Source organism: Salana multivorans (assembly GCF_003751805.1).
In the GTDB taxonomy this organism is placed as follows: Bacteria; Actinomycetota; Actinomycetes; order Actinomycetales; family Beutenbergiaceae; genus Salana; species Salana multivorans.
This window is the reverse complement of the sequence record NZ_RKHQ01000001.1, coordinates 899,778-924,692: the sequence shown is the minus strand read 5'-3', so window position 1 is coordinate 924,692 and position 24,915 is coordinate 899,778. Positions and strand designations below refer to the sequence as shown.

Here is a 24,915-nt window from a genome sequence, read left to right as displayed (position 1 = left end):
GACGCCCGTCCCGCGGGCCGTTCGGAAAGGCGAGTGTTGCGTAAATATATCTGCGCCGGAGACGTTTCCTAATTGCATGAGAATGGCGTGGTTCCAAGGGAAGGGGAGCCTAAACTTCGTTGTGTAATTGGTTCGACCGGCCTACTCTGACGGTAATTCCGCAACAGCGGACCGCAGCGAGGAGGAAATCATGGCCGCTCTCATCGAGATGCCCCACGTCGTCGAGTGCTCGGTGGCTGGGTGCTCCTACAACCACGACGGCTGCACCGCCTTCGCCGTGACGATCGACGGCGAGGCCGACTGCGCCACGTTCATCGACATCTCGGCGCGCGGCGGGCTCGACCGCGTCGTCGCCCAGGTCGGCGCGTGCCAGCGCACCGACTGCGTGTTCAACTCCGAGCTCGAGTGCTCGGCCGAGGCCGTCCGCGTCGGCCCCGGCGGCGGCACCGCGAACTGCCTCACCTACACGCCGCGCTGATCCCGGACGCCGCGCCGAGCGATCGGCGCGGTGCGTCCAGCCCGCGACTCACGACGCGCCCGGAGCCGAACGGCCCGGGCGCGTCGTGCTGCCCGCGCACCGTGCCGGCGTCGACCCGGCGCGCCGGGGCTCAGCTCCCGAGCGCCCGACGGCTGCGTCTCAGGATCCGGGACGTTTCCGCCGTCCCTCCGTCGGGCTGGGTGCAGCCCCTAGCGTCGTCCGCATGACGAGGCCAGACCCCACCCGCGAGCTCCGCGTCGCGCGTCCGGACTGTATGCCGGAGCCCGGCCACCGCTGAGGTGCGCCGGGCAACCCCGGCCACCGTCCCGACTCCCAGCGGAGCCCCCATGTCCCTCGCCCCGTCCCGCCGCCGCACCTCCCGTCGCGCCGCCACCCGTCCCGCCTCCCGCGCGGCGCGACCCGCCCCCTCGGTCGCGCCGGTCGCCATCGAGCTCGACGCCGCGGTGCCCTTCCACGTCCTCGTCGCCGACGTCCAGCGCTGGCTCGCCCGCGGCCGCCGCGACCTCGTGGTCGCCGGCCCGGGCGCGGCCGCCGTCGCGTCGCGGCTCCTGCGCCTGCTCGGCGGGGCGGTCGACGTCGTCGTCCGTCTCGACCGGGTGCACACCGACGACGACGCGGCGCGCGTCGCCCGGGACGCGGTCGCCCTGGCCGGCATCGCAGGCGGGCGGGCAGCGGTCGAGGTGCGCGACCCGCGCGACCTCGCCCTCGTCCTCGACGCCGTGCGCGAGGCGCTCCGGACGCCGCCCGCGATCCCGACCCGGTTCGGCGGCGACGCGTTCACGGCGACGATCCGGCTGCCGTGGCCGGTCGAGGTCGACGTCCGCGTCCCGAGCGCCGCCCGCCTGCCCTCCGCCGCCTGACGAGGCCCGGCCCTCGCCAGATGTCCGACCCCCTCGGCATGATGGGGGCATGACCACACGCTGGGGAATCCTCGGGCCGGGCCGCATCGCCGCCAAGGTGGCGGACGACTTCGCCCACGTGACGGACGGTGTCGTCACGGCGGTCGGCAGCCGCAGCCGCGAGCGTGCCGAGCGGTTCGTCGCCGACCACGCCCCGGGCGCCCGCGCGTACGTCGGCTACCGGGACCTGCTCGCCGACCCCGAGATCGACGCCGTCTACCTCGCGACGCCGCACACGCAGCACGCTGCCCAGGCCGTCGCGGCGATCCGGGAGGGCAAGGCCGTCCTGGTGGAGAAGACCTTCGCCGCCACGCTCGCGGGCGCGCAGCGCGTCGTGGGGGAGGCGACGATGCGCGAGGTCTTCGTCATGGAGGCGATGTGGACGCGGTTCCTGCCCGCCGTGGCAGAGGCCCGGCGCCTCGTCGCCGACGGCGCGATCGGCGAGGTCCGCGCGGTCGCCGCCGATCTCGGCATCAACCGCCCGTTCGACCCGGAGGACCGCCTGTTCAACCTCGAGCTCGGCGGCGGGACGCTGCTCGACCTCGGGGTCTACGTCGTGAGCATGGCCCAGATGGTCCTCGGCGACGCCGTGAGCGTCACCGCGCGGGGCTCGCTCCTGCCCTCGGGCGCCGACGCCGAGGCCGGCCTGCTCGTCGACTTCGGCTCGGGCCGCACGGCGACCCTCCAGACCTCGTTCCGCTCGCCGATGCCCGGCGACGCCCGGATCTACGGCACCGAGGGCTGGATCGACCTGCCCCCGCGGTTCCACCACCCCGACCGCGTCGTGCTCCACCGCGAGGGCGCGGATCCGGAGGAGCGGCACGTGCCGCCCGACGGCGCCGGCTACTCCTACGAGTTCGTCGAGGTCCAGCGCTGCCTGGCCGCGGGTCTCACCCAGTCGCCCGTCATGCCGCTGCACGACACGCTCGTCGTCCAGCGCATCCTCCAGGACGCGGCCGACCAGATCGGCGTGCGGCTCACCGAGGCCGATGCCACCGCCTCCGGCGTCGGGGCGTCGGTCTAGCCGCGCGGCCGGACGGCGGAGCGACAGGAGCGACGAGATGACCATCGCCGAGCAGTACCCCGACCTCGTCGGGCTCGCCCCGATGCTCGCGTCCTCGGCGCCGGGCATCCCCGGTCCCGACGCCACGAACGGCCCCTTCGCCTACGAGCCCAAGTGGGACGGCTTCCGCGCGATCGTCCTGCTCGCCGACGGCGAGGTGGAGATCTACTCACGCAACGGCAAGCCGATGACGCGCTACTTCCCGGACGTCGTCGCCGCCGTGCGCGAGGAGCTGCCGGACCCGTGCGCCGTCGACGGCGAGATCGTCCTGGTCCACGGCGCGCGTCTCGACTTCGACCTTCTCGGCCAGCGCATCCACCCCGCGGACTCGCGCGTCCGGATGCTGGCGGAGCGCGCGCCGGCGACGCTCGTCGTCTTCGACCTCCTCGCGCTCGGCGACGACGTGCTGCTGGAACGTCCCCTGAGCGAGCGGATCGAGGTGCTCGACGGCCTCGGCCCGCTGGGTCCGCGCGTCCAGGCGACGCCGCGGACGCTCGACCCCGAGGTGGCGGCCGCCTGGTTCGACAGCTTCGAGGGGGCCGGGCTGGACGGCGTCGTCGCCAAGCCGCTCGCCGGTCCCTACGCGCCGAACAAGCGCGCCATGACGAAGGTGAAGCACGCGCGCACGGCCGACGTCGTCCTCGCCGGATATCGGCCGCACAAGGACTCGACGCCGGAGCGACCGCTCGTCGGCTCGCTCCTGCTCGGGCTGTACGCCGGGTCCCGGCTGCAGTTCGTCGGCGTCTCCGCCTCGTTCCCCATGGCCCGGCGGGCCGAGCTGGTCGAGGAGCTGGCGGACCTCCGGGTCGACCTCGACGACGACGCCGCGACGGCCGCCCACCCCTGGGGCGACTGGGCCGACCCCGCCGCGCACGCCGGCGGTCGCAAGCCGGGCGCGGTGTCGCGGTGGAGCGGGGGGAAGGACCTCTCGTTCGTCCCGCTGCGTCCCGAGCGGGTGCTCGAGGTCGGGTACGACCACATGGAGGGCGACCGGTTCCGGCACACGACGCAGTTCAAGCGGTGGCGCCCGGACCGCGATCCGAGCTCGTGCACCTACGACCAGCTCGACGAGGTGGCCGGGTACGACCTCGACGAGATCCTTCCCGGGGCGCCGGCCGCGGACCCGGACTTCCACGGCCAGTAGCCGGGAGCGGCCCGGACGAGCGGCGCGCAGAGCGCCCGGACGCGTCGGTCGGCGGAGTCGGTCGGCCGAGTCGGTCGATGGCTTCGGTCGGCGGGGACCACGGGTGCGAGTGCGTCCGGTGATCCGGTCGACCGGTGGCCCTCGCTCCGCCGATGTCCACCGTGGGCCCGGGTAGGTCCGGCGATCCGGTTCCCGGGGGGACACCGCGCGCGGCTGCTCCGGCGAGGACGGCCTCCGACCGGTCAGCCGGCGGACTCCGCGAGCCGCCAACCGGACGCCGCGTCCTGCTGGCGCCAGAACTCCGCGAACCGGCCGCCGGCCGCGAGCAGCTCCTCGACCGTCCCGTCCTCCGTGACGCGTCCGTCCTCGAGGAGGACGACGCGGTCGGCCGCCCGGATGCTGCTGAGCCGGTGGGCGACGATGACGCGCGTGCGCGGCGTCGGGTCGTCGGTCAGCGCGGCTGTCACGGCCGCGTCGTTCTCGGTGTCGAGCGCGCTCGTCGCCTCGTCGAGCAGGAGGACGGGCGCCGGCTTGAGGAGCGCCCGGGCGATGGAGACGCGCTGGCGCTCGCCGCCCGACAGCGACGAGCCGGCCTCGCCGACGCGGGTGTCCCAGCCGTCGGGCAGCCGCTCCAGCAGCGTGTCGACCCGGGCGAGCCGCGCGGCGCCGGCGAGCGCCGCGTCGTCGGCCGCCGGGTCGCCGACCAGCACGTTCTCCCGGACGCTGCCGTCGAACAGGTAGGGCTGCTGGAACACGACGCTCGCGAGGGCACGGCGGGCGTCCGCCGTCAGCTCCGCGGCGTCGACGCCGTCGACGAGGACCTGCCCCGCCGTCGGCCGGTGCAGGCCGCCGAGCAGCGCGAGCACCGTGCTCTTCCCGGAGCCGGAGGGCCCGACGAGCGCCGTCGTCGTCCCGGGCTCGAGCACGAGGTCGAGCCCGTCGAGCACCAGCGGCGTCCCGGCGCCACCGGTGTCGGCGGCGTCGTCGTTCGTCTCGTATCGGAAGCCGACCCCGCGCAGCTCGATCCGCGGCGGCCGCGGCGGGGTGACGTTGCGCGTCCCGGTGGGGTCGACGGGGGCGCCGAGCACCTCGCGGATGCGACGCAGGGCGGCCGTGGTCGCCTCGACGCCGGGCGACAGCTCGGCGAGCATCGTGAACGGCTCGAGGTAGCGCACCACGACGACGATGAGCGCGATCGTCTCGGGGCCGGTCAGGTCGCCTCGGACCGCCAGCACCACCGTCGTGCCGGCCAGCAGCAGGAGGGCGAGCTGGCTGGCGAGACCGAAGACGATCTGTCCGGGCACCTGCATCGCGAGGAGCCGCAGCGTCGCGCCGTGCTGGGCCGCGAGCGCCGCGCCCGCGTGGCTGCGGGCGGGCTCGACCCGGCGCGACGCGCGCAGGGCCTGCTGGGTCCTAGCGAACTCGATGATCCGCTCGGTCAGGGCCCCGTTCGTCTCGGCCGCTGCGCGGTCGGCGCTCCGGCTGAGCCGGCCGGACAGCACGAACGCGCCGAGCAGGACGGGGACGCCGGCGAGCGCCGCGAGGCCCAGCTGCGGCGACACGGGCAGCAGCGCGACGGCGATCGCCGCCGGCAGCAGGACGGCCCCGACGAGGGGCGTCACGAGGTAGACGACGAGTCCGACCAGGTCGGGGCCGGTGGCCGCGACGGCCTGTCGCGTCGTCGACGTGGTGGCGGAGTCGAACCAGGTCAGGCGCGTCCGGGTGATGTGGTCGGCGACGGTGCGCTGCCCGCTGTCCAGGAGCCCGAAGCCGAGGCCGAACCCGATCCGGGCGACGAGGGAGTCGACGAGCCAGCCGGCGGCCGTCACCAGAGCGAGGACGCCGACCCACGGCCAGGCCGTCCCGGGGTCGTCGCCGAACAGGGCACCGATCAGCGGCACGAGCAGGACGGCGCCGGCGGCCCGCAGGGCGACGCTCACCAGCGTGAGGCCGAGGTGGGCGAGGACGGCGCGGCGGCTGCCGTCGGGCAGCAGCGCGAGCAGGGTGCGGATCATCGGGCCACCTCGCTGTCGAGCGGGCTCGCGCCCGCGGTGAGGACGGGCTCGGGCTCGGTCGTGCGCGCGTGCTCGCCGGCGAGCCAGAGCTCCCGGTAGCGGCCGTCACGGGCCAGCAGCTCGGCGTGCGTCCCGGTCTGCGCGACGCGGCCGTGGTCGAGCACCACGATCCGGTCGACCCCCGTGACGGTGTGCAGCCGGTGCGCGATGACGACGACGGTCCGCCCGACCGTGAGCCGGTCGAGCGCGCGCTGGACCAGGTACTCGGACTCGGGGTCGGCGAACGCCGTCGCCTCGTCCAGGACGAGCACGGGGGTGTCGGCGAGCAGCGCCCTGGCGATCGTGAGCCGCTGGCGCTCGCCCCCCGAGAGCGCGGCGTCCGGGCCGAGCACGGTGTCGTAGCCGCGCGGCAGGCGCAGGATGCGCTCGTGCAGCTGCGCGGCCCGCGCGGCGGCCTCGACCGCCTCGTCGTGGGCGTCGGGCACCGCGAGCGCGATGTTCTCCCGGACCGTGCCGTGGACGAGCTGGGTCTGCTGGAACACGAAGCCGACGCGTGTGTAGAGCTCGTCGGCCGTGAGCTCGCGCAGGTCGCGCCCGCCGATGCGGATCGCGCCCGTCCCGACGTCGTGGAACCGCGCCAGCAGGGCGGCGAGCGTCGACTTGCCGGAGCCGGACGGGCCGACGAGCGCGGTCACGGTGCCGGGCTCGAGCGTGAGCGAGACGTCGTGCAGGACGGGGACGCCCGGCCGGTAGGAGAAGCCGACGCCGTCGAGCTCGACGCGGCCGGGTGGCGCGGCGGCGGGGGTGCCCGGTGCTGCCTCGTCGTCGGTCTCGAGCTCCGGCTCGTCGAGCGTCACCTGGATCCGGCGAGCCGCCAGCAGGCCGGTGCGCAGGCCCGAGAGCCCGTACCCGACACCGAGCAGCCGCGGCCCGAAGGTCGTGCCGAGCAGCAGGAACGGCAGGAGCGTCACGGGGTCCATCCGCCCCGTCGTGATGAGCAGCGTGCCGAGCGAGCAGATGAGCAGGAGGAAGGTGGCGGGCCGGGTGACGAGGTCGATGAACGCCTTCTGGCTCGTGAGCGGACGTTGCCAGTCGTCGAGGAAGGTGACGTACTGCTGCAGCCGCGCGCGGAACCGCGAGGCGGCCGCGCCGCCGAACACGCGGACGACGGGCTGCCCCTCCAGGTAGGCGCCGGCCTCGACGTTCATCCGCTCGGCCCAGCGCAGGGCCTCGGCGGTCCGCGCACCCGACTGGACGACCATGATCGCCATGACGACGAGATAGGCGAGGACGGGCAGCAGGAGCAGGAGCGCGATCCGCCAGTCGACCACGACGAGGTACACGAGCACCGCGACCGGCGCCACGACGGCGGCGACGGCATCGCCGACGGCGTGCGTCACGAGGTAGTGCAGCGCGAGGGTGTCGTCCTGGACGAGCTGCTTGACCTGTCCGGAGCCGCGGGCGTCGAACCAGCCGAGCGGCAGGCGCGCCAGCTTGCCGAGGAGACGCTGGCGCAGGTCGCGGGCGAACCGGGCGTCGACGCGGTGCAGCCACAGGAGCAGCGCCGACGAGCCGACGACCCCGGCCGTCATGAGCCCGACCGCCCAGAGCCCGACCGTCCACAGCGATGGCGCGTCCGCGCCGGACAGCAGGAGGCGCGACAGCTCGACGAGCAGGACGAAGGGCGCGAGCTGCACGAGCGTCACGAGCGCCTGGGCGACGCCGGCGACGACGAGCGTGCCGCGCAGCGGGGCGAGCAGCCGGCCGCCGGCCTGGGCGCGCCAGCGACCGCGCGGACTGGTGGTCGTCCCGGCCTCGGAGGTGTCCGCGGCGCTCGCGGCGGCGTCGCTCGCCACCGCGTCGGCGGGAGGGTCGGCTCGGACGTCGGTGGACGGCGAGGCGGCGGACGGCGAGGCGGCGGCCCCGGCGTCCGGCCCGACCTCGGCGCTCGGCACCGGCTCGGGCGCAGCCTTCGACCGGTTCGACCCGAACGCGCGCCCGTAGTACCAGTAGGCCTGCGCGTGGACCTCGGACCTGGGGAAGCCGAACTCGTCGCGCAGCCGCGTCCGCAGGTGCTTGAGCGACCCCGACTCCGGGGCCATCCAGGCGTACCAGTCGGACCAGTCCCGGGCCTCGATCGCGGCGGCCAGCGACGTCTCGCCGCGGCGCGGCACCCAGTGCACGGTGGCGCGCGGGTGCGCGGCGAGGGGGATGAGGCGGTCGTCGGCGTCGTGCTCCTCGAGGTAGAGCTCGACGGGGACCTCCGCCGGCAGCTCGCCGAGGATGGCGTTGATCGCCGGGATCGAGGCGGCGTCGCCGACGAGCAGGTAGCCGGCCGGCAGCTCCTCGGGCAGGTCGAAGCGCGTCGAGCCGAGCGCCGTCACCTGGATGGCGGTCCCGATCTCCGCCCGCTGCGCCCAGGCGGAGGCCGGACCCGCCGGTTCGTGCAGGACGACGTCGACGGCGAAGTCGCCCGTCGCCGCGTCCGCCTCCGAGAGCGTGTAGCCCCGCTGGTGCTCGACGTCGCGGCCCTCGTGGTCGGGGAACCAGAACCGCAGGTAGGCGGTGGGGGCCACGACCGTGTTGCCGTCCTGGAGCAGCGTGTCCGAGTGGAACCGCAGGCGCACGAAGTGCGGCGCGAGCCGTTCGATCCCGGTGACGGTCGCCACGTGGTCGCGCGCGCCGTAGCCGCGCATCATGGCTCCGGTGAAGCCGCGCTTCGCCATTGGTCTCCCTCTCCAGCGGCGCGCTCGGCATGGCGGCCAGTTGGTTAGGTTAGCCTAACCCACTCGGCGCGGGGCTCGGGAGGGGGTGGGGCGCGACCCCCGGCGTCAGACCGCCGCGAGGCAGTCGCGGAGACGGTCGAGCAGCCAGTCGATCTCCTCGGCCGTGATGACGAGCGGCGGCGCGAGGCGCAGCGTCGTCGTGTGCGTGTCCTTGGCGAGGATGCCGCGCGCGAGCAGGCGCTCGGCGACGTCGCGGGCCGTGCCGACCTCGGGCGCGACGTCGATGCCAGCCCACAGCCCGCGGCCGCGCACGGAGCTCAGCCCGTGCCCGACCAGCTCGGACAGCCCGTCGTGCAGCCGGGCGCCCAGGGTGCGCGAGCGCTCCTGCCACGTCCCGTCGGCCAGCATCGCGACCACCTCGGCAGCGACGGCGGCGGCGAGCGGGTTGCCGCCGAACGTCGACCCGTGGGTGCCGGGCGTCAGGACGCCGAGCACCTCCGAGGAGCCGACGACGGCCGAGACCGGCACGATGCCGCCGCCGAGCGCCTTGCCGAGCGTCACGAGGTCGGGACGGACGCCGTCGTGGGAGATCGCGAGCGTCGACCCGGCGCGCGCGAGGCCGGACTGGATCTCGTCGGCGACGAGCAGGACGCCGCGCTCGGCGGTCGCCTCGCGCACCCGCGCGAGGTAGCCGGGCGGCGGCGTCACGACGCCGGCCTCGCCCTGGATCGGCTCGAGCAGGACGGCCGCCGTGCGTTCCGTGAGCGCCGCGGCCAGCGCGTCGGCGTCGCCGTAGGGGACGGAGACGAAGCCCGGCGTGTAGGGGCCGAACCCGTCGCGCGCGTCCGGGTCGCCGGAGAAGGAGACGATCGTCGTCGTGCGCCCGTGGAAGTTGCCGTCGGCCACGACGATCTCGGGCTCGGCGATCCCGCGGACGTCGTGCGCGTGCTTGCGGACCACCTTGATCGCCGACTCCACGGCCTCGGCGCCCGTGTTCATCGGCAGCACCATCGCCTCGCCGGTGCCGCCGGGTCCCTCGGCGACGACGAGCGGGCCGACGAGGTCGGCGAGCCCCGTGACGAAGGCGGCCATCCGGTCGTGGTGGAAGGCGCGCGAGACGAGCGTGAGCCGGTCGAGCTGCTCGTGCGCGACCGCGACGAGCCGGGGGTGGGCGTGGCCGAGGTTGAGCGCCGAGTAGGCGGCGAGACAGTCGAGGTAGCGGCGTCCGTCGACGTCCGTGACCCACGCCCCGTCGCCCGAGGCGATGACCACGGGGAGCGGGTGGTAGTTGTGCGCGGCGTGGCGCTCGACGGCCTCGATGTGCCGGTGGGACTCGCTCGTCGTCATCGTCACCCTCCTCCTCGTCCCGGCGTCCCCCGCTACCGGGACGGGGCGGGGCGCAGCTCCAGCGTGCAGCACTTGATGCCGCCGCCGCCCTTGAGCAGCTCGGACAGGTCGACGGGGACCGGCTCGTACCCGGCCGCGCGAAGCTGCTCGATGAAGCCGGTGGCCTGGCTCGCGACGACGACGCGGTGCCCGTCGCTCACGGCGTTGAGGCCGAACACGGCCGCGTCCTGCGGCGAGACGTGGATGGCCCGGGGGTAGAGCTCGGCGAGGATCGCCCGGCTCGCCTCGCTGAACGCCTGCGGCAGGTAGGCGATGTCGTCGTCGCCGAGCACGGTGAGCGCGGTGTCGAGGTGGTAGTAGCTCGGGTCGACGAGCTCGAGCCCGACGACCTCGCGGCCCGTGAGGGCGGCCAGCTCGGCGTGCGAGGCCGTGTCCGAGCGGAACCCGCTGCCCGCGAGGATGCGCGGCCCGACCGTGAGGAAGTCGCCCTCGCCCTCGTTGACCGCGACGGCCTCGGTCACCTCGAAGCCGTGCGCGCGGAGCCAGTCGTTGTACAGCGCGGCCTCGGCACGACGCTGCGGGTAGTGGAACGACGCCCCGAGCGCCCGGCCGTCCACCACCGTGGCGCCGTTGGCGGCGTAGACCATGTCGGGCAGGCCCGGTGCGCCCTCGATTACGTCGACCCGGAAGCCGAGGTCCTCGTAGGTCGCGCGCAGGGTCTCCCACTGCGACATGACGAGGTCGTGGTCGACGGGCACGTTCGCGTGCATCCACGGGTTGATCTCGTAGACGACGTCGAAGTAGGTGGGGCGACACATCAGATAGTGGCGTGACACGGGGCGGCCTCCTGGGCGTAGCTGCTCGGTCAACCGTCGCACCCGCGGGGTCGGCCGGGCAACGACCGCGCGTTGCGTGTGGTCGCAATGGATCGCCGTCGAAGGCCGACGAGGCGTGGATCCGTTGCATCGGCGTGGCGGCCGACACCTATGATCGCCAGCATGGACGGGATCGACCGCCAGATCCTGGCGGAGCTGCAGCTCGACGGACGCGCGACGTACGCGGAGGTCGGCGGCGTCGTCGGTCTCTCGGCGCCCGCCGTGAAGCGGCGCGTCGACCGGCTGCTCGACGACGGCGTGCTGCTCGGGTTCACCGCGACCGTCGCGCCGGGCGCCCTCGGCTGGGGGATCGAGGCGCTCGTGCTCGTCTACTGCGCCGGCGCGGTGGCGCCGAGCGCGCTCGCGGAGGCGTGGACGCCGATCCCCGAGATCGTGTCGGCGTGGACCGTCGCGGGTCAGGCCGACGCGATCGTGCGGGTGCGGGCGCGCGACATCGCGCACCTGGAGGAGACGCTCGAGCGGATCCGCTCGTCGGCGAGCATCGAGCGCACGGAGTCGACCGTCATGCTGAGCCGGCTGGTCGAGCGCGGCTGAGGTCGCCGGCCCGAGACCGGCGTCCCGGGTGAGCCGAGCCGGCCCGGAGACGAGAACGAGCCGTGGTCGCAGCGCGACCACGGCTCGTCCTGGGATGAGGGTCAGCCCTGGTGGACGTCCTCGACGGGGACGTCGGTCTTCGGGGCGCGGACCACCGTGATGCTCACGGAGGTGACGAGCGCGGCGATCGCGCCGACGGCCACGAGGACGGGGGCGAACACCGCGGCGGCCGCGACGCCGGCGAGACCGGCGTTGAGCGGGATCTCCAGCAGCGTGTTGCCGGCCTCGTTGCGCAGGATGATCTTGCGCACGTTGCCCTCGTTGATGAGCTCCTTCACCTTGCCGAGCAGCTTGTTCGCGGAGACCGTGAACTCCTCGGTCTGGCCATCGCTGTCCGGACCGGCGTGCTTGGGCGCCTCGGCCTCGGGCGTCGGCACCTCGGTGTAGGCGTCGGTGTGCTCGGGGTTCGGGTTCGTGTGGTCCTCGGTCATGGTCTCTCCTTCGTCGAGCTGGTCCCGTGGCGGGCTGCGGTGGGTTCCACCGCGTTGAAACCATCGTCACGCGTCCCGGTCCCAAGGACCATCCGACCTCGGGCGGAACCTAGAAGCATAACCTCCGGGACCTCCCGGAGGCCACGGGTCCGGCATCGCCCGAGGGACGGGCGGTCGGGTCGTCGCCCGGACGGGACGGACGGTCGGGCTCGACGGTCGGGTGGCCGGTCGCCGGCGATCAGTCGTCGTGCCGCGCGCGGCTGGGCTGCACCCGGGGCGGCTCGCCCGGCATCTTCGGGTGGTCGGGCGGGTAGGGCGCCTCGCCGAGGTCGTGGTCGCGCTCGTCGCGCTCGACCCACTCGAGCAGGGTCTCGAGGCCCGCCGGCTCGCAGCCGCCCGCCGCCCCGTTCGCGCCGGCGAACAGGTCGCCGACCTCGCGGAAGCGGGCGGGCATCGTCCGGATCGTGAAGTCGTCGGGCGAGACGAGCCCCGGCGTCTCGATCTCGGACCAGTGCAGGGGGGCCGAGACCGTCGCGCGTCCGTTGGCCCGCGGCGAGTACGCCGAGGCGATCGTGCGGTCGCGCGCCATCTGGTTGTAGTCGATGAAGACGCGCGTGCCGCGCTCCTCCTTCCACCACGCGGTCGTGACATGGGCCGGGTCGCGACGTTCGATCTCCCGGGCGAGCGCGAGCGTCGCCCGGCGCGCCGTCGGGAAGTCCCACTCGGGTCTGATCGGGGCGAACAGGTGGAGCCCGCGCCCGCCGGAGGTCTTCGGGAACAGCGTGAGGCCCGCCTCCTCGGCCACCGCGCGCACGAGCGGTGCGAGCCGCGCCGCGTCGTCGAAGTCGGTGCCCGGCTGCGGGTCGAGGTCGATCCGGAGCTGGTCGGGGTGCTCGACGTCGCCGCTGCGGACCGGCCACGGGTGGAACGTGAGCGTGCCCATCTGGACCGCCCACACGACCGCCGCGAGCTCCCGCGGGCACAGCTCGTCGGCCGTCCGACCGCTCGGGAAGGTGATCCGCGCGGTCGTGAGCCAGTCGGGCGCCCCCTTCGGCAGGCGCTTGGAGTAGAAGCCGTCGCCCTGCTGGCCGTCCCGGGTGGTCAGCTTCATCCCCTCGCGGTACCCGTCGGGCCAGCGTTCCAGCGCGGTCGGCCGGTCGCGCAGCGCGCCCAGCAGTCCCGGGCCGACGGCGAGCGCGTACTCGGCCACCTCGAGCTTCGTGATCGGCTCGGGGCTCGTCTCGAAGATGACCCGACCGGGGGAGGAGACCCGGACCTCGCGCCCGTCGACGTCGAGGACGACCGCGTCGCTCGCCCGCGCCACGCCTCAGCCCGCCGCGATCGGGGCGGGGGTGGAGGAGCCGGTGGTGAAGTCGGCGGTGACGGTCGCGGTCAGCTCGATCTCCTGCGGGTGCAGGTCGAGCCCGGAGCCGCCGCCGGCATCGGCCGACATCGCGCGCGCGAACATCGGCGTCGGGTGCGGGCCGCCGTCGCCGAGTCCCGGGCGCAGCCCCGACTCGTACAGGGCGCTCAGGCGGGGGGTGCCAAGGCCGGCCGCGTCCGCGAGGTCGACGGCGCGGGTGACCGCGTCCGTCACGGCTGCGGCGCGCAGGAGGCTGAGCGCGGTGGTGCGCGTGGCGTCGGTGAGGTCCCAGCCGACGCTGCGGACCTCGACGTCCTCGCGCTGGGCGACGTCGAGCAGCCAGGTCTGGAGCTCGCCGATCTCGCGGAACGTCACGGTGACCTCGGCGTCCGCGCGGAAGCGACGCACCTGCTCGTTGGTTCCCTCGACGGTCCGCCACTCCCACGTGATACCCGTCGTCAGGCCGTTGGTGTGCCAGCTCTCGGCGGCGCCGGCCGCCTCGAACGCCGCGGCCTCGGAGCCGAGGCGGTCGTGCTGGGTCGCGACGCGGGTGACGACGTCGGCCCGGTCGTCCCCGGTCGCGGTCGCGACGACGGTGACGGTGGCTCGCTCGGGTGCGAGCCGGCGGCTGGCGACGCCGTGGACGGCGATGGTGACCATGGTGACTCCCGGGTGACGTGTGCTGGTGTCCAGCCAGTGTGCGCGTCGGGAGCGTGGTTGACCAGCCGCACGGCCGCTGGCGGGCCGGACGCGCATCGTGGGGCCCCGACGTGCGACGGCTGGCCCTCGACCACAATGTGAGACATCAAAGCCCGATCGGTGGTGCCGTGGTGGATATCACAGGTGGTGGTTGTGTACGGCGAGACCGCGCTGGGCATTTTAGAAGTGCCTCACAACGCAAGCGCTCGGTTGTACCTCGATCAAGTTGCTTCTTTGCACGCTGTGAACGACTCGCTATGTTCGTTCCAGACACGAGCCCGGCGGGGGGTCGGGCTCGAGTCATGTGGCTTCGCCACCGGGGTAGGTGAGACGTCCGGGTGCCCTCACCCCGTGGACGTCCCGTCCCGGAATGCGGAGCCGCACGGGCGGGGCTTCGGCCCCGCCCACCACACGACCCCTCGGTGCAGTCATGGCGCCTTGCCCTCACAAGGCTGCTGGCACCGAGGTGCTCCTGAGTCCGCACCATGCCCCCTGCGGCTCAGGAGAGCCGGTCACTGAGCGTGTGCCGTACGCGCCGGACCGGGGCCGGGTGGGGCCGGGTCTGACCCGGCCCCACCCGTGCACGTTATTGCGGCCGAGGCGCTGGCCGGCGGCCCGGGGTCCGATCGGCGCCCCGCTGGTCGCCGTGGCCGGTCACCTCGGCTCGTCCCGACGCCGGGGTGAGTCCGCCGGGGCCAGACCGTGTAGATCACCTGACGACGGGGCGGCGCCGGGCTCGGTCGGCCCCGTCCAGGCTGTCGCGCCGCCGAGCCGTCGCGCCGCCGCGTCGCCTCATCGCCACCGCGCCGCTGGGTCGCGCCGCGCCGCTGGGTCGCCGCGCCGCCACGTCCCGGCCGCCCCGCGACACGCGAACGGCGCCGCCCCCGGGAGGGGAGCGGCGCCGTGGGCGCGCGGTCGGTCGGGCCGGCCGCGGGTGAGGCCGGAGCCTCAGAAGTTGATCATGTGGCCCGAGATGCCGTGCAGGGCCTCCTTGACGGCCTCGCCGAGCGTCGGGTGGGCGAAGATCACGCGGGAGACCTCGTCCGCCGTGAGGTCCCACGTCTGCGCGACGTTGAGGGCCGGCAGCAGCTCCGTGACGTCCGGGCCGATCATGTGCGCGCCGAGGATCTCGTTGCGCTCGGCGTCGGCGACGATCTTGACGAAGCCGACCGGCTCGCCGAGCCCCTGGGCCTTGCCGTTGGCGCTGAACGGGAACGTCGCGGTCTTGACATCGTGGCCGGCGTCGCGGGCCTGCTGCTCCGTGAGCCCCATCGAGCCGATCTGCGGGTGGCAGTACGTCGCACGCGGCACGAACCGGTAGTCGATCGACATGGTCTCGGCCCCGGCCAGCGTCTCGGCCGCCACGATCCCCTGCGCCTCGGCGACGTGCGCCAGCATCATCTTCGCCGTCACGTCGCCGATCGCGTAGATGTTCGGCACGTTGGTGCGCATGTACTCGTCGATCGCGATGGCGCCGCGGTCGGTGAGCGCGACGCCGGTGCTCTCGAGCCCGTAGCCGTCGGTCCGCGGGGCGAAGCCGATCGCGGACAGGAGGCGGTCGGCCTCGAGCACCCGCTGCTCGCCGCCGGCCGCCGGCGACACCGTGACGCGGACGCCCGAGCCCGTGTCCTCGACGGCCTCGACCTTGGTCGAGAGCAGGACGTCGATGCCGAGCTTCTTGTACTGCTTGGCGAGCTCCTTGGAGACCTCGGCGTCCTCCGTCGGGACCATCCGGTCGAGGAACTCGACGATCGTGACGTCGACGCCGAAGTTCTTCAGCACGTACGCGAACTCGACGCCGATCGCGCCCGAGCCGGCGATGATGATCGAGCCGGGCAGGTTCGGGTCGAGGATCTGCTCCTCGTAGGTCACGACGTTGGCGCTCACCTGGACGCCCGGGAGCATCCGCGTCACGGCGCCCGTCGCGAGGATGAGGTTGTCGAACGTGAGCTGCTCCGTGCCCCCGGTGCCGAGCGCCACGTCCATCGAGTTCGGGCTGGTGAGCGTTCCCCAGCCGTCGACCTCGGTGATCTTGTTCTTCTTCATGAGGAAGTGGACGCCCTTGACGATCCCCTCCGACACGGCACGGCTGCGCGCGTGCGTCGGGCCGTAGGACATGGTGGCGTCACCCTCGATGCCGTACTTGGCCTTCTCGTGGGTGAGCGTGTGGGCGAGCTCCGCGTTCTTCAGGAGTGCCTTCGACGGGATGCAACCGACGTTGAGGCAGACACCGCCCCAGTACCTCTTCTCGACGACGGCGACGGACTTGCCGAGCTGCGCTGCACGGATGGCGGCGACGTAGCCACCGGGGCCCGCACCGAGGACGACGACATCAAAGTGGGAAGCCATGGGTTCAGCCTAGTTGCGCCGCACCCGGCGCGGGATCCGGCGGGACGTCCGCTTCCTCACACCCTCGGGAGACGTCCGTCACGCGGGGACGGTCGGTGGGTTCCCGCAGGCGATCACGAGGAACTCCTCGACTCGGTCGTTGCGCGGGTCCTGTACAGGTTGTTGCTCATCCGGACGAGCGTCCCTCTGTCCCAGCCGGTGACGACGTAGACGGCCTCGGGCTCGAGGTCGATGTCGACCTCGACGACGACGGGCAGGTCCGGAGTCGGACGAAGGTCCTTGACGCGGACGATGCGCTCCCGGGTCGGCTCACCGGTCGAGTCGACGCCGATCTTGTCGACGGCCAGCCCCGCCACCGCCGAGCCCGGTGCGCCGTTCCCGCACGAGGCCGCGACGAGCAGGACCTCGCCGTCGGGTCCGACGGCGAACCCTGCCTTTCCGGCCAAGGCCGGTGTGCACGCGGAGAGCAGTCCCGCGCCAGCACCGCCGTCAGCACCCGCGCCCGTCCGTCCATGGCTCACGCTCCCACGCTCTCACCCGCGCCGACAGCCCGATCGCGTCGTCGTGACCGAACCGGCACCGAGGACGTGCTCGGACCGGCCCGACGGCGTCCACCACGTGGGCCGGACCGGGTCGGCGGCGAGGCGCCGGGCGGACCGGGAATACGATCGTTGGCGCGCGGACGACCGAACCGGAGGACCACATGGCCGACTACGAGGGCGACCTCACGCCGCTGGAGGCGTGGGAGCTGCTCGAGAACCACGAGGACGCGGTGCTCGTGGACGTGCGAACCCCGCAGGAGTGGGCCGAGACCGGGATCCCGGACGCCTCGCAGCTGCGTCGACCGGTGGTCCTCGACCCGCTGCTGCCAGACCCCGAGGCCGCGCGGGAGCTGCTCGCCGGCCTCGTCGCGGCCGGGCTCACCCCGGGCGGTGACCGTCCGGTCCTGTTCGTCTGTCGTGGTGGCAGCCGCTCGGCGCGCGCGGCGGCGATCGCCACCGCGGTCGGGCTGACGCCCGCGTACAACGTGGCCGGCGGGATCGAGGGTCCGGGCGGCTGGCGTGAGTCGGGGCTCCCGCTCGCCGAGTGGGACGGCGCCAGCATCGGGACGATCGCGCCGGCGTCGTCGCCGTCGGGCTGGACCGGCGCGACGAACGACGACCCCGACCAGGGCAGCCAGGAGCGCCCGGACGCCGACGAGGCCGGGGCATGACCGACCCGCAGCCCCGCAGCAGCCTGCCCGAGGGCCTGCGCCCGACCACGCTCGCGATCCGCGGCGGCCAGGAGCGCACCGGCTTCATGGAGACGGCCGAGCCGCTGTTCCTCACCCAGGGCTACGTCTACCCGCGCGCGGCCGACGCCGAGGCGACCTTCCTCGCCCAGCTCGACCGCTTCTCCTACACGCGCTACGCCAACCCGACGACCTCGGCGTTCGAGGAGCGGCTGCGGCTCATCGAGGGCGCGGAGGCGTGCTTCGCGACGGCCACCGGGATGGCAGCGGTCTTCGCGTCGATGGCCTGTCTGGTGCGGCAAGGCTCGCGGATCGTGGCCGGGCGCGCCATGTTCGGCTCGACGCTGCTCGTCCTGGACGAGCTGTTCAAGGGCTGGGGCATCGAGACCGTCTACGTCGACGCGCACGACAACGACCAGTGGGCGGCGGCACTCGCGACGCCCGCCGACGTGGTGTTCTTCGAGACGCCGACCAACCCCATGCAGGACATCGTCGACATCGTCACGGTGTCCGAGCTGGCGCACCGGGCTGGCGCCCTCGTCGTCGTCGACAACGTCTTCGCCACCCCCGTGCTGCAGAAGCCGCTGGCGCTCGGCGCCGACGTCGTCGTCTACTCCACGACGAAGCACATCGACGGGCAGGGGCGCGTCCTCGGCGGCGCCGTGCTCGGCCCGCGCGAGTACGTCCTCGGCCCGCTGCAGACCTTCCTGCGCAACACCGGACCGACGATGAGCCCGTTCAACGCGTGGGTGCTGCTCAAGAGCCTGGAGACGATGGACCTGCGGGTGCGGCGGCAGTCCGAGAACTCCCTCGAGATCGCCCGCTGGCTCGAGGCGCAGCCCGGCGTCGTCGACGTGCGCTACCCCTACCTGCCCTCGCACCCGCAGCACGAGCTGGCCGTGGCGCAGCAGGAGGCCGGCGGGACGGTCGTCTCGTTCACGCTGGACGGCCCGACCGATCCCGACGGCGGCAAGGCCCGGGCGTTCGCGTTCCTCGACGCGCTGCGGCTCATCGACATCTCGAACAACCTCGGCGACGTGAAGTCGCTCGTCACGCACCCCGCGACGACCACCCACATGAAGTCGGGCTTCGAGGGGCGGCAGCGGGTCGGGATCGGGGAGTCGACGATCCGGCTGTCCGTCGGGCTCGAGGACCCGGCCGACCTCGTCGACGACCTCGCGCGAGGCCTCGCCGCGCCGTTCTGAGTGCCGTTCTGAGCCGCGCCGCCGCCGGGCGTGCGCCTGGCGGTCCGGCGGGTCGAGCCGCGCGCCGAGCTCGACCCTAGGCGCGCGTCTCGCGGACGACGGCCACCGCGCCGGCGGCCACCGTCAGCTCGCCGGCCGCGTCGACGCCGGTGACGAGCTCGCGGCCCGTCGCCGGCACGCGCACCTCGACGTCCGAGTGGTTGAGCACGAAGAGCCAGGAGCGTCCGTCGTCGGCCGTGCGGCGGGTCACCTCGACGCCGTCGGGCGCCTCGGCCACGACGGGCTCGACGCCGCTCGCCTCGACGAGCCGGTCGACCAGGGACTGGAGGGCGTCGTCGTCCACCCGCGTCGCGAGGTACCAGGCGGACCCGCCCGCCGACCCGACCGCGCGGCGGGTCAGCGCCGGGACGCCGTCCAGGTCGCCGCCGACGTAGGTCGCGAGCACCTCGATGCCCGGCTCGGCGCGGAGGTTCTCCGACCAGGTGGTCGCGGTCGCGCCGTCGCTGAGGGTGAGCGTCTCGCCGGGCTGCAGCGTCCAGAACTCCTCGGTGCGCACGCCGAGCAGGTCCCGGAACGCGCCCGGGTAGCCGCCGAGGTAGACGTGGTCGGACGCGTCGACGATCCCGGAGAAGTACGAGACGAGCACGGTCGCGCCGCGCTCGGCCGCCGCGGCGACGTTGGCGGCCGCCTCCGGCGTCGTGAGGTACAGCTCGGGGACGAGGACGAGGTCATAGCCGGACAGGTCGTCGCTCGCGCGCACGACGTCGGCCATGACGCCGCGCCGCGCGAGCGCGTGGTGCAGGCGCTGCGCGAGCAGGCGCGGGTCGACGTCGTCCGTCGGGTGGGAGTCCAGCCGCGCGGCCCACGAGGACGGCCAGTCGAACAGGACCGCAGCGCGGGCGTGGACCCGCGAGCCGCGGACCTCGCCGACGGCCCGCAGGATCTCGCCGAGCCGGACGGTCCCGCGCCAGACGTCCGAGTCGGTCCCCGCGTGCGGGTACATCGACGAGTGGTACTTCTCGGCGCCCGCGCGCGACTGGCGCCACTGGAAGAACAGGAGCGCGTCGGCGCCGTGCGCGAGGTGGGAGAGCGAGTTGCGGTGCGACTCGGCCGTCGTGCGTGTCCGGTTGTGGTGCTGCCAGTTCACGGCCGACGTCGAGTGCTCCATGAGCATCCACGGCGCCCCGCCGGCGATCGAGCGGACGAGGTCGGCGGAGAAGGCCAGCTCGCGCTCGGGGTGCGGGTCGGACGCCTGGATGTAGTGGTCGTTCGAGACCACGTCGACGCTCGCGTCCGGCCACTCGCGGGACAGGTCCATCCAGCCGGGGTAGTCCATCTGGTTGGTCGGGCTCATCACCATGAAGTTGGTGGTGCACGGGACGTCCGGCGTCACCTCGGCGAGCACGCCGCGGATGTCGGCGTAGTAGGAGAACAGCTCGTCGGAGGAGTAGCGCTGGAAGTCGAGCTGCTGCGTCGGGTTGGGGAAGGTCGGCGCGGTGCGCGGGGGGAGGATCTCCTCGAACGCGTCGTAGCGCTGGGACCAGAACGCGGTCCCCCACGCGGCGTTGAGCGCCTCGATCGTCCCGTAGCGGCGCTCCAGCCAGCGGCGGAACGCGTGGGCGGCGTCGTCGGAGTAGTCGAGCGGGACGTGGCAGCCGATCTCGTTGTCGATGTGCCACATCGCGAGCGCCGGGTGCGACCCGTACCGCTCGGCGATCGCCCGCGTCATCCGCAGCGCGTAGTCGCGGTAGACGGGCGAGGAGATTCGGTAGTGCTGGCGGCCCCCGGGGTGCAGGACGGTGCCGTCGGCGAGCTGGGGAAGGATCTCGGGGTGCTTGCGGGTGAGCCACGGGGGCGGGCTCGCCGTCGCCGTCGCGAGGTCGACCCGGATGCCGGCCGCGTGGAGGCGGTCCATCGTGACGTCGAGCCACTCCCAGTCGTGCTCCTTCTCCCGCGGCTCCAGCCGGGCCCAGGAGAAGATCGCGAGGCTGACGATCGTGACGCCGGCCTCCCGCATGAGCTCGATGTCCTCCAGGCGGGTGGCGTCGTCCCACTGCTCGGGGTTGTAGTCGCCGCCGTAGCCGAGGGCGTCGAGCCCGATCGGCCAGGCGTCGGCCGCGCGGCGGGTGGCGGGGTCGGAGGTGTGAACGTGAACACCGATGCTCATACGGTCAACCCTATGTGCGGTCGGCTCGTCGGGAGGAACCGGCGGTCCCGCGGCGGTCGGGCGCGCCGTCACCAGGTGGCGAAGGGGCGGTCGGTCGGCACGATCTCCCGGCCGAGCGGCGTCAGCGTGATGGGAATGATCTTGAGCTCGGCGACCGCGAGCGGGATGCCGACGATGGTGATCGCCAGCGCGAGCGCCGACACCGCGTGGCCGATCGCGAGCCAGATGCCGGCGACCACCACCCAGACGACGTTGCCCAGCGTGGAGCCGATGCCGGCGCTCTGCCTGCGCACGACGGTCCGGCCGAACGGCCACAGGACGTAGTTCGCGATCCGGAACGACGCGATGCCCCACGGGATCGTCACGATCAGGATGCAGCAGATGAGGCCGGCGAGCGCGTAGCCGAGCGCCATCGGGATCCCGGCCAGCACGAGCCAGACGATGTTGAGGACGACGGTGAGGAAGCGCTTCACCCGATCATTCTCGATCGTGACCGGTCGGTCCGCACGCCGCGCGCCTACGGTGGAGCCATGCTTCACCGGATCCTCACCGCCGTCGTCGCCGCACTCGCCCTCGTCGTCGGATTCGGGACCGCCGAGCTGACCGGCCTGCGCTGGGTCGGCGGCGTGGTCGTCGTCGCCGGGGCCGCGTGGTGCCTCGTCCGCTCCCGGCGGACGACGACGTGGTGGCGGCTCGTGGCGGTGGTGCTCCTGGGCGCCGCGTGCTTCGTCGGCAGCCACGTCCTCGCCGGGACGCTAGGGCCGTGGGGCAGCGTGGCGCTGGTCAGCGCGGTGCTGGCGCTCGGGGTCGTGCTCCTGGTCGACGACCGGACCGGTCTGAGCGGTCCGGCGGGTCAGGCCGGTCGGTCGGGTCGGGCGGCTCGCTGAGCGCCGTCCGCTCTCCGCGGATCAGTCGCCGGACCACCGACCCGCGGCGCGGGGTTCGTGCAGGTCAGCGGGGTGAGACCTGGTCTCGGCGCGGGTCGCGGGTTGCCGGATCCGCGCAGAGCGGACGCCTCGCGGCCCGGGTCGACCCGTCAGACGACGCCGTAGAGGCGGTCGCCGGCGTCGCCGAGGCCGGGGACGATGTAGCCGCGCTCGTTGAGCCGCTCGTCGATGGACGCGGTGACGATCGTGACGTCGGCGCGGTCGCCGACGGCCTTCTCGACCGTGTCCAGCCCCTCGGGCGCGCACAGGAGCGTGATGCACGTGACGTTCCGGGCGCCGCGCTCGAACAGGTAGTCGATGGCGGCGACGAGCGTCCCGCCGGTCGCGAGCATCGGGTCGAGCAGGTAGCACTGGCGGCCGGAGAGGTCGTCTGGGAGGCGGTTCGCGTAGGTGACGGCCTCCAGCGTCTCCTCGTTGCGGACCAGGCCGAGGAAGCCGACCTCAGCCGTGGGGAGCAGCCGCGTCATGCCCTCGAGCATGCCGAGCCCCGCGCGCAGGATCGGCACGACCATGGGCCGCGGGGTCGTGAGGTGCGTGCCGGTCGTGGGCGCGACGGGCGTGACGATGTCGACCTCCTCGACCGAGATGCCCCGCGTCGCCTCGTACGCGAGCAGTGTCACGAGTTCCTCGGTGAGCTGGCGGAACACCGGCGACGGCGTGCTCGCCTGCCGCAGGACGGTGAGCTTGTGGGCGACGAGAGGGTGGTCGGCGACGTGGACGCGCATGCGCCAAGGCTAGTGGGCGAGGATGGGGCGGTGGAGACGGAACCGGGGCCGGCGTCGGCGTGGGCAGCCGAGGGGCCGGGCGAGCCGGCGCGGCTGGACGCGCTCATGGGGCTGGCGCTCGTCGAGGCCCGCGCGGCGCTCGCGACGCAGGACGTGCCGGTCGGCGCGGTCGTCGTCGACGCGGCGGGCCGCGTCATCGGGCGCGGACGCAACCGGCGGGAGGCCGACGGCGACCCGACGGCGCACGCCGAGTTGCTGGCCGTGCGCGAGGCGGCCGCGGCGCTCGGGCAGTGGCGGCTGGAGGGGTGCACGCTCGTCGTCACGCTCGAGCCGTGCACGATGTGCGCCGGCGCGCTGGTGCTGGCGCGGCTGCCGCGGCTCGTGTTCGGGGCGTTCGACCCCAAGGCGGGGGCGTGCGGATCGGTGTCCGACGTCGTGCGCGACCCGCGGCTCAACCACCGCGTCGAGGTGGTCGGTGGCGTGCGGGCCGACGAGTGCGGCGAGGAGCTGCGGGCGTTCTTCCGGGCCCGTCGCCGCTGACGAGGTGCCGGCCGGCCTCGTCAGAGGCCCCCGGCCAGCCAGACCCCGAGCGCGCAGGCGGCGACGGCCGCGACCGGCACGACCAGCGCGCGCAGCACCGCCGCGTCCCGCCCGGACCGCTCCTCCATCTCCACGACGTCGAGGCTCGCGGCGGAGAACGTCGTGAACCCGCCGAGGAAGCCGGTGGCGAGGATCGTCTGCGACTCGCCCCCCAGGGACCCCGCCGTCGCGAGCCCGGCCAGCACGCCGATGAGCAGCGACCCCGTCACGTTGATCCCCGCGAGCACCCATCCCGGCCGTCCGGCGCGGGTGGCGAGGGCCCCGAGCGTGACGTCGAGCGTGTAGCGCCCGCCCGCGCCGAGGCCGCCGGCCAGGGCCACGAGCAGCGCGAGCGCCGCGCCCGTCACCGGGTCCCCGTCCGCAGGCCGATCCGCAGCCCGGTCCACGCGACGAGCACCCCGAGGACCACGCTCACGACCGGGTACCAGGCGGCGAGGAACCACGCGCCGTCGGCCGCCACCGTGACGACCTGCAGGGCGAACGTCGAGTACGTCGTGAACCCGCCGAGCACGCCCGTCCCGAGGAACAGGCGCCACCGCGCGGCGGTTAGCGTCAGGACCGCGCGGACGCGCCCGACGAGCAGCCCCAGCAGGAACGACCCGACCACGTTGATGACGAAGATCGTCAGCACCTGGAGTCCCGCGGGGTGGGGGGTGGCGAGCAGGAGCAGGTACCGGGCGAGCGAGCCGAGCGCACCGCCGGCGATCACCAGGGCCAGCCCGGTGAGGTAGTGCGGCGTCGCGACGGAACCGGGTGGTCGGGGGAGGGTCTCGTCGGTCACGGGTCGAGTCTGGCGGATGCCGCGGCTCGCGTCGCCGTCGTCCGCGGCGGGACCGACGACGTCAGCTCGTCCGCGAGGAACGGGAGTGCCCGGGAGGTGCCGGCGTTCAGCCGGAGCGTCGCCAGGTCGTCGCCGCGGGTGAGGCCGCGGTTGACGACGACCACCGGCTTGCCGGCGCGCGCGGCCCGCTTCACCAGGCGCAGACCCGACTGGACCGCGAGGCTGGTGCCGGCGACGAGCAGGGCGGTGGCGTCGTCGACCATGGCGTAGCTGCGCGCGACCCGCGCCGGTGGGACGTTCTCGCCGAAGTAGACGATGTGCGGCTTGAGCGTGCCGCCGCAGACCTCGCACGTCGCGACGCGGAAGCCGTCCGTGTCGGCGACGACCGCGTCGGCGTCCGGCGCGATCTCGGGGGACGCGGCCAGCGCGGCCTCGCGGAAGCCCGGGTTGAGGTCGGCGAGACGCTCGTCGAGCTCGGTGCGCGGGATGACCCGGCCGCAGTCGAGGCACACGACCTCGGCGTAGCTGCCGTGCAGGTCGAGGACGTGCCGGGAGCCGGCGGCCTGGTGCAGACGGTCGACGTTCTGCGTGATGACGCCGGTGAGGACGCCGGCGCGCTCGAGGTCGGCCAGCGCGCGGTGGCCGGCGTTGGGCTGGGTGCGCCCGACGTGCAGCCAGCCGATGTGGTTGCGGGCCCAGTACTGGCGGCGGAACGCGGGGTCGGCCACGAACTGCTGGTACGTCATGGGGCTGCGCGGGCGGGCCTGCGGGCCGCGGTAGTCGGGGATGCCCGAGTCGGTGGAGAGGCCGGCGCCCGTGAGCGCGAGGACGCGGTGGCCGGCGAGCAGGTCGGCGGCCTCGGTCAGCTCGGCGTCGGTGGCGTCGGGGCGGTGGTCGGCGTACGACGGCGCCCACGTGGAGTGGAGGACGCGCGGCGAGACCGTGCTCGTGGTGGGGCTGCTCGCGGCGGGGCTGGGGGTGTTGGTGGCCATGACGTCTGCGGCAACGTCGCGCGCGGGCGGGGCATTCCGCTCGGCCGTGTGGCCGAGGCGACACCGGTTTGGGCGGACCGTCCGGGGAGGCTACACTTTCCGGGCTGGGTAGCGTGTCCGAGCGGCCGAAGGTGCAGCACTCGAAATGCTGTGTGGTGTCAAAGCCACCGTGGGTTCAAATCCCACCGCTACCGCGCGAAACGCTGAGGGCCCCGTCCGCTTGTCGGACGGGGCCCTCAGTG

The 24,915-nt window shown here is 74.0% G+C and carries 24 protein-coding genes and 1 tRNA gene; 10 read left to right on the top strand and 15 right to left on the bottom strand.

Annotated features, from left to right (window positions below; translation table 11 throughout):
* Positions 1-190 precede the first annotated feature (190 nt).
* The 4 genes from EDD28_RS04260 (at position 191) to EDD28_RS04245 (ending at position 3,605) form a co-directional block, all read left to right on the top strand.
* Positions 191-478 carry a DUF1540 domain-containing protein gene (locus tag EDD28_RS04260; RefSeq protein WP_123738481.1) on the top strand — a complete coding sequence of 96 codons (288 nt, stop codon included), beginning with the start codon at positions 191-193 and terminating at the stop codon, positions 476-478.
* Between the two features lie 347 nt (positions 479-825).
* Positions 826-1,359 (top strand): hypothetical protein, encoded by a 534-nt coding sequence (locus EDD28_RS04255; protein ID WP_123738480.1) that lies wholly within the window; start codon positions 826-828, stop codon positions 1,357-1,359.
* 49 nt (positions 1,360-1,408) lie between these two features.
* Positions 1,409-2,422, top strand: coding sequence for a Gfo/Idh/MocA family protein (locus tag EDD28_RS04250; RefSeq protein WP_123738479.1), 1,014 nt, complete (start codon positions 1,409-1,411; stop codon positions 2,420-2,422).
* 37 nt (positions 2,423-2,459) lie between these two features.
* The gene (locus tag EDD28_RS04245; protein WP_123738478.1) at positions 2,460-3,605 is read left to right on the top strand and encodes an ATP-dependent DNA ligase; all 1,146 of its coding nucleotides are present in this window, start codon (positions 2,460-2,462) and stop codon (positions 3,603-3,605) included.
* A 242-nt stretch (positions 3,606-3,847) separates the two neighbouring features.
* Here the strand turns inward: EDD28_RS04245 and EDD28_RS04240 are convergent, their stop codons facing one another.
* The 4 genes from EDD28_RS04240 to ddaH form a co-directional block, all read right to left on the bottom strand.
* Positions 3,848-5,620, bottom strand: a complete 1,773-nt coding sequence (locus tag EDD28_RS04240; RefSeq protein ID WP_123738477.1) for an ABC transporter ATP-binding protein — start codon at positions 5,618-5,620, stop codon at positions 3,848-3,850.
* The gene (locus EDD28_RS04235) at positions 5,617-8,346 is read right to left on the bottom strand and encodes an ABC transporter ATP-binding protein/permease (protein WP_245967906.1); all 2,730 of its coding nucleotides are present in this window, start codon (positions 8,344-8,346) and stop codon (positions 5,617-5,619) included. The genes EDD28_RS04240 and EDD28_RS04235 overlap by 4 nt, the downstream gene beginning before the upstream one ends.
* 105 nt (positions 8,347-8,451) lie before the next feature.
* Complete coding sequence (gene rocD / locus EDD28_RS04230; protein WP_123739918.1) at positions 8,452-9,693, bottom strand: ornithine--oxo-acid transaminase; 1,242 nt, start codon at positions 9,691-9,693, stop codon at positions 8,452-8,454.
* 32 nt (positions 9,694-9,725) lie between these two features.
* Positions 9,726-10,511, bottom strand: coding sequence for a dimethylargininase (gene ddaH, locus EDD28_RS04225; protein WP_123738476.1), 786 nt, complete (start codon positions 10,509-10,511; stop codon positions 9,726-9,728).
* Positions 10,512-10,691: 180 nt separating this feature from the next.
* Here ddaH and EDD28_RS04220 point away from each other — a divergent pair, with 180 nt between their 5' ends.
* On the top strand, positions 10,692-11,123 hold the full coding sequence (locus tag EDD28_RS04220; RefSeq protein ID WP_211339109.1) for an AsnC family transcriptional regulator: 432 nt from the start codon (positions 10,692-10,694) through the stop codon (positions 11,121-11,123).
* A gap of 101 nt (positions 11,124-11,224) precedes the next feature.
* Here EDD28_RS04220 and EDD28_RS04215 read toward each other — a convergent pair whose 3' ends face one another.
* From EDD28_RS04215 to EDD28_RS04195, 5 genes are all read right to left on the bottom strand, one after another.
* Positions 11,225-11,614 carry a DUF4342 domain-containing protein gene (locus EDD28_RS04215; RefSeq protein ID WP_123738475.1) on the bottom strand — a complete coding sequence of 130 codons (390 nt, stop codon included), beginning with the start codon at positions 11,612-11,614 and terminating at the stop codon, positions 11,225-11,227.
* 238 nt (positions 11,615-11,852) lie between these two features.
* Positions 11,853-12,938: a DNA polymerase domain-containing protein gene (locus tag EDD28_RS04210; RefSeq protein ID WP_123738474.1), complete on the bottom strand. Its 1,086-nt coding sequence runs from the start codon at positions 12,936-12,938 to the stop codon at positions 11,853-11,855.
* 3 nt (positions 12,939-12,941) lie between these two features.
* Positions 12,942-13,637, bottom strand: a complete 696-nt coding sequence (locus EDD28_RS04205; RefSeq protein ID WP_170169349.1) for an SIMPL domain-containing protein — start codon at positions 13,635-13,637, stop codon at positions 12,942-12,944.
* A gap of 987 nt (positions 13,638-14,624) precedes the next feature.
* A complete protein-coding gene (gene lpdA, locus EDD28_RS04200; RefSeq protein WP_123738472.1) occupies positions 14,625-16,025 on the bottom strand; it encodes a dihydrolipoyl dehydrogenase in 1,401 nt (466 codons plus the stop codon).
* 113 nt (positions 16,026-16,138) lie between these two features.
* Entirely contained in the window at positions 16,139-16,546 is a 408-nt protein-coding gene (locus EDD28_RS04195; protein ID WP_148059539.1) for a hypothetical protein, read from the bottom strand.
* 182 nt (positions 16,547-16,728) lie between these two features.
* Here EDD28_RS04195 and EDD28_RS04190 point away from each other — a divergent pair, with 182 nt between their 5' ends.
* Both EDD28_RS04190 and EDD28_RS04185 read left to right on the top strand, forming a co-directional pair.
* Positions 16,729-17,238, top strand: a complete 510-nt coding sequence (locus tag EDD28_RS04190; RefSeq protein ID WP_123738470.1) for a rhodanese-like domain-containing protein — start codon at positions 16,729-16,731, stop codon at positions 17,236-17,238.
* The gene (locus tag EDD28_RS04185) at positions 17,235-18,461 is read left to right on the top strand and encodes an O-succinylhomoserine sulfhydrylase (RefSeq protein WP_123738469.1); all 1,227 of its coding nucleotides are present in this window, start codon (positions 17,235-17,237) and stop codon (positions 18,459-18,461) included. The genes EDD28_RS04190 and EDD28_RS04185 overlap by 4 nt, the downstream gene beginning before the upstream one ends.
* A gap of 76 nt (positions 18,462-18,537) precedes the next feature.
* On the opposite strand, the gene EDD28_RS04180 is transcribed toward EDD28_RS04185, so the two are convergent.
* Both EDD28_RS04180 and EDD28_RS04175 read right to left on the bottom strand, forming a co-directional pair.
* Entirely contained in the window at positions 18,538-20,628 is a 2,091-nt protein-coding gene (locus EDD28_RS04180) for a beta-galactosidase (protein ID WP_123738468.1), read from the bottom strand.
* Positions 20,629-20,696: 68 nt separating this feature from the next.
* Entirely contained in the window at positions 20,697-21,101 is a 405-nt protein-coding gene (locus EDD28_RS04175) for a YccF domain-containing protein (RefSeq protein WP_123738467.1), read from the bottom strand.
* 57 nt (positions 21,102-21,158) lie between these two features.
* Here EDD28_RS04175 and EDD28_RS04170 point away from each other — a divergent pair, with 57 nt between their 5' ends.
* Positions 21,159-21,515: a hypothetical protein gene (locus tag EDD28_RS04170; RefSeq protein WP_211339108.1), complete on the top strand. Its 357-nt coding sequence runs from the start codon at positions 21,159-21,161 to the stop codon at positions 21,513-21,515.
* Positions 21,516-21,664: 149 nt separating this feature from the next.
* Here the strand turns inward: EDD28_RS04170 and upp are convergent, their stop codons facing one another.
* Positions 21,665-22,300, bottom strand: coding sequence for a uracil phosphoribosyltransferase (upp, locus tag EDD28_RS04165; RefSeq protein WP_123738466.1), 636 nt, complete (start codon positions 22,298-22,300; stop codon positions 21,665-21,667).
* 105 nt (positions 22,301-22,405) lie between these two features.
* On the opposite strand from upp, the gene tadA reads away from it, so the two are divergent.
* Complete coding sequence (gene tadA / locus EDD28_RS04160) at positions 22,406-22,840, top strand: tRNA adenosine(34) deaminase TadA (protein ID WP_123739916.1); 435 nt, start codon at positions 22,406-22,408, stop codon at positions 22,838-22,840.
* A gap of 20 nt (positions 22,841-22,860) precedes the next feature.
* Here tadA and EDD28_RS04155 read toward each other — a convergent pair whose 3' ends face one another.
* The 3 genes from EDD28_RS04155 to EDD28_RS04145 are packed head-to-tail and all read right to left on the bottom strand — an operon-like array spanning position 22,861 to position 24,673.
* Positions 22,861-23,247 carry a FluC/FEX family fluoride channel gene (locus EDD28_RS04155; RefSeq protein WP_170169348.1) on the bottom strand — a complete coding sequence of 129 codons (387 nt, stop codon included), beginning with the start codon at positions 23,245-23,247 and terminating at the stop codon, positions 22,861-22,863.
* Complete coding sequence (locus tag EDD28_RS04150) at positions 23,244-23,681, bottom strand: fluoride efflux transporter FluC (RefSeq protein ID WP_123738464.1); 438 nt, start codon at positions 23,679-23,681, stop codon at positions 23,244-23,246. The genes EDD28_RS04155 and EDD28_RS04150 overlap by 4 nt, the downstream gene beginning before the upstream one ends.
* The gene (locus EDD28_RS04145; RefSeq protein WP_123738463.1) at positions 23,678-24,673 is read right to left on the bottom strand and encodes a Sir2 family NAD-dependent protein deacetylase; all 996 of its coding nucleotides are present in this window, start codon (positions 24,671-24,673) and stop codon (positions 23,678-23,680) included. Before EDD28_RS04145 ends, EDD28_RS04150 begins: the two co-directional genes overlap by 4 nt.
* A gap of 107 nt (positions 24,674-24,780) precedes the next feature.
* Here EDD28_RS04145 and EDD28_RS04140 point away from each other — a divergent pair.
* A tRNA-Ser gene (locus tag EDD28_RS04140) sits at positions 24,781-24,867 on the top strand.
* Positions 24,868-24,915 lie beyond the last annotated feature (48 nt).

Bases quoted from the DNA above. Each gene is read 5' to 3' on its own strand.
- EDD28_RS04235 (WP_245967906.1), bottom strand. From the start codon at position 8,346: ATGGCGAAGCGCGGCTTCACCGGAGCCATGATGCGCGGCTACGGCGCG.
- EDD28_RS04180 (WP_123738468.1), bottom strand. From the start codon at position 20,628: ATGAGCATCGGTGTTCACGTTCACACCTCCGACCCCGCCACCCGCCGC.
- EDD28_RS04190 (WP_123738470.1), top strand. From the start codon at position 16,729: ATGGCCGACTACGAGGGCGACCTCACGCCGCTGGAGGCGTGGGAGCTG.
- EDD28_RS04245 (WP_123738478.1), top strand. From the start codon at position 2,460: ATGACCATCGCCGAGCAGTACCCCGACCTCGTCGGGCTCGCCCCGATG.
- EDD28_RS04205 (WP_170169349.1), bottom strand. From the start codon at position 13,637: ATGGTCACCATCGCCGTCCACGGCGTCGCCAGCCGCCGGCTCGCACCC.
- EDD28_RS04240 (WP_123738477.1), bottom strand. From the start codon at position 5,620: ATGATCCGCACCCTGCTCGCGCTGCTGCCCGACGGCAGCCGCCGCGCC.
- EDD28_RS04145 (WP_123738463.1), bottom strand. From the start codon at position 24,673: ATGGCCACCAACACCCCCAGCCCCGCCGCGAGCAGCCCCACCACGAGC.
- lpdA (WP_123738472.1), bottom strand. From the start codon at position 16,025: ATGGCTTCCCACTTTGATGTCGTCGTCCTCGGTGCGGGCCCCGGTGGC.
- EDD28_RS04250 (WP_123738479.1), top strand. From the start codon at position 1,409: ATGACCACACGCTGGGGAATCCTCGGGCCGGGCCGCATCGCCGCCAAG.
- upp (WP_123738466.1), bottom strand. From the start codon at position 22,300: ATGCGCGTCCACGTCGCCGACCACCCTCTCGTCGCCCACAAGCTCACC.
- EDD28_RS04220 (WP_211339109.1), top strand. From the start codon at position 10,692: ATGGACGGGATCGACCGCCAGATCCTGGCGGAGCTGCAGCTCGACGGA.
- EDD28_RS04260 (WP_123738481.1), top strand. From the start codon at position 191: ATGGCCGCTCTCATCGAGATGCCCCACGTCGTCGAGTGCTCGGTGGCT.
- rocD (WP_123739918.1), bottom strand. From the start codon at position 9,693: ATGACGACGAGCGAGTCCCACCGGCACATCGAGGCCGTCGAGCGCCAC.
- EDD28_RS04185 (WP_123738469.1), top strand. From the start codon at position 17,235: ATGACCGACCCGCAGCCCCGCAGCAGCCTGCCCGAGGGCCTGCGCCCG.
- tadA (WP_123739916.1), top strand. From the start codon at position 22,406: ATGGGGCTGGCGCTCGTCGAGGCCCGCGCGGCGCTCGCGACGCAGGAC.
- EDD28_RS04215 (WP_123738475.1), bottom strand. From the start codon at position 11,614: ATGACCGAGGACCACACGAACCCGAACCCCGAGCACACCGACGCCTAC.
- ddaH (WP_123738476.1), bottom strand. From the start codon at position 10,511: ATGTGTCGCCCCACCTACTTCGACGTCGTCTACGAGATCAACCCGTGG.
- EDD28_RS04255 (WP_123738480.1), top strand. From the start codon at position 826: ATGTCCCTCGCCCCGTCCCGCCGCCGCACCTCCCGTCGCGCCGCCACC.
- EDD28_RS04170 (WP_211339108.1), top strand. From the start codon at position 21,159: ATGCTTCACCGGATCCTCACCGCCGTCGTCGCCGCACTCGCCCTCGTC.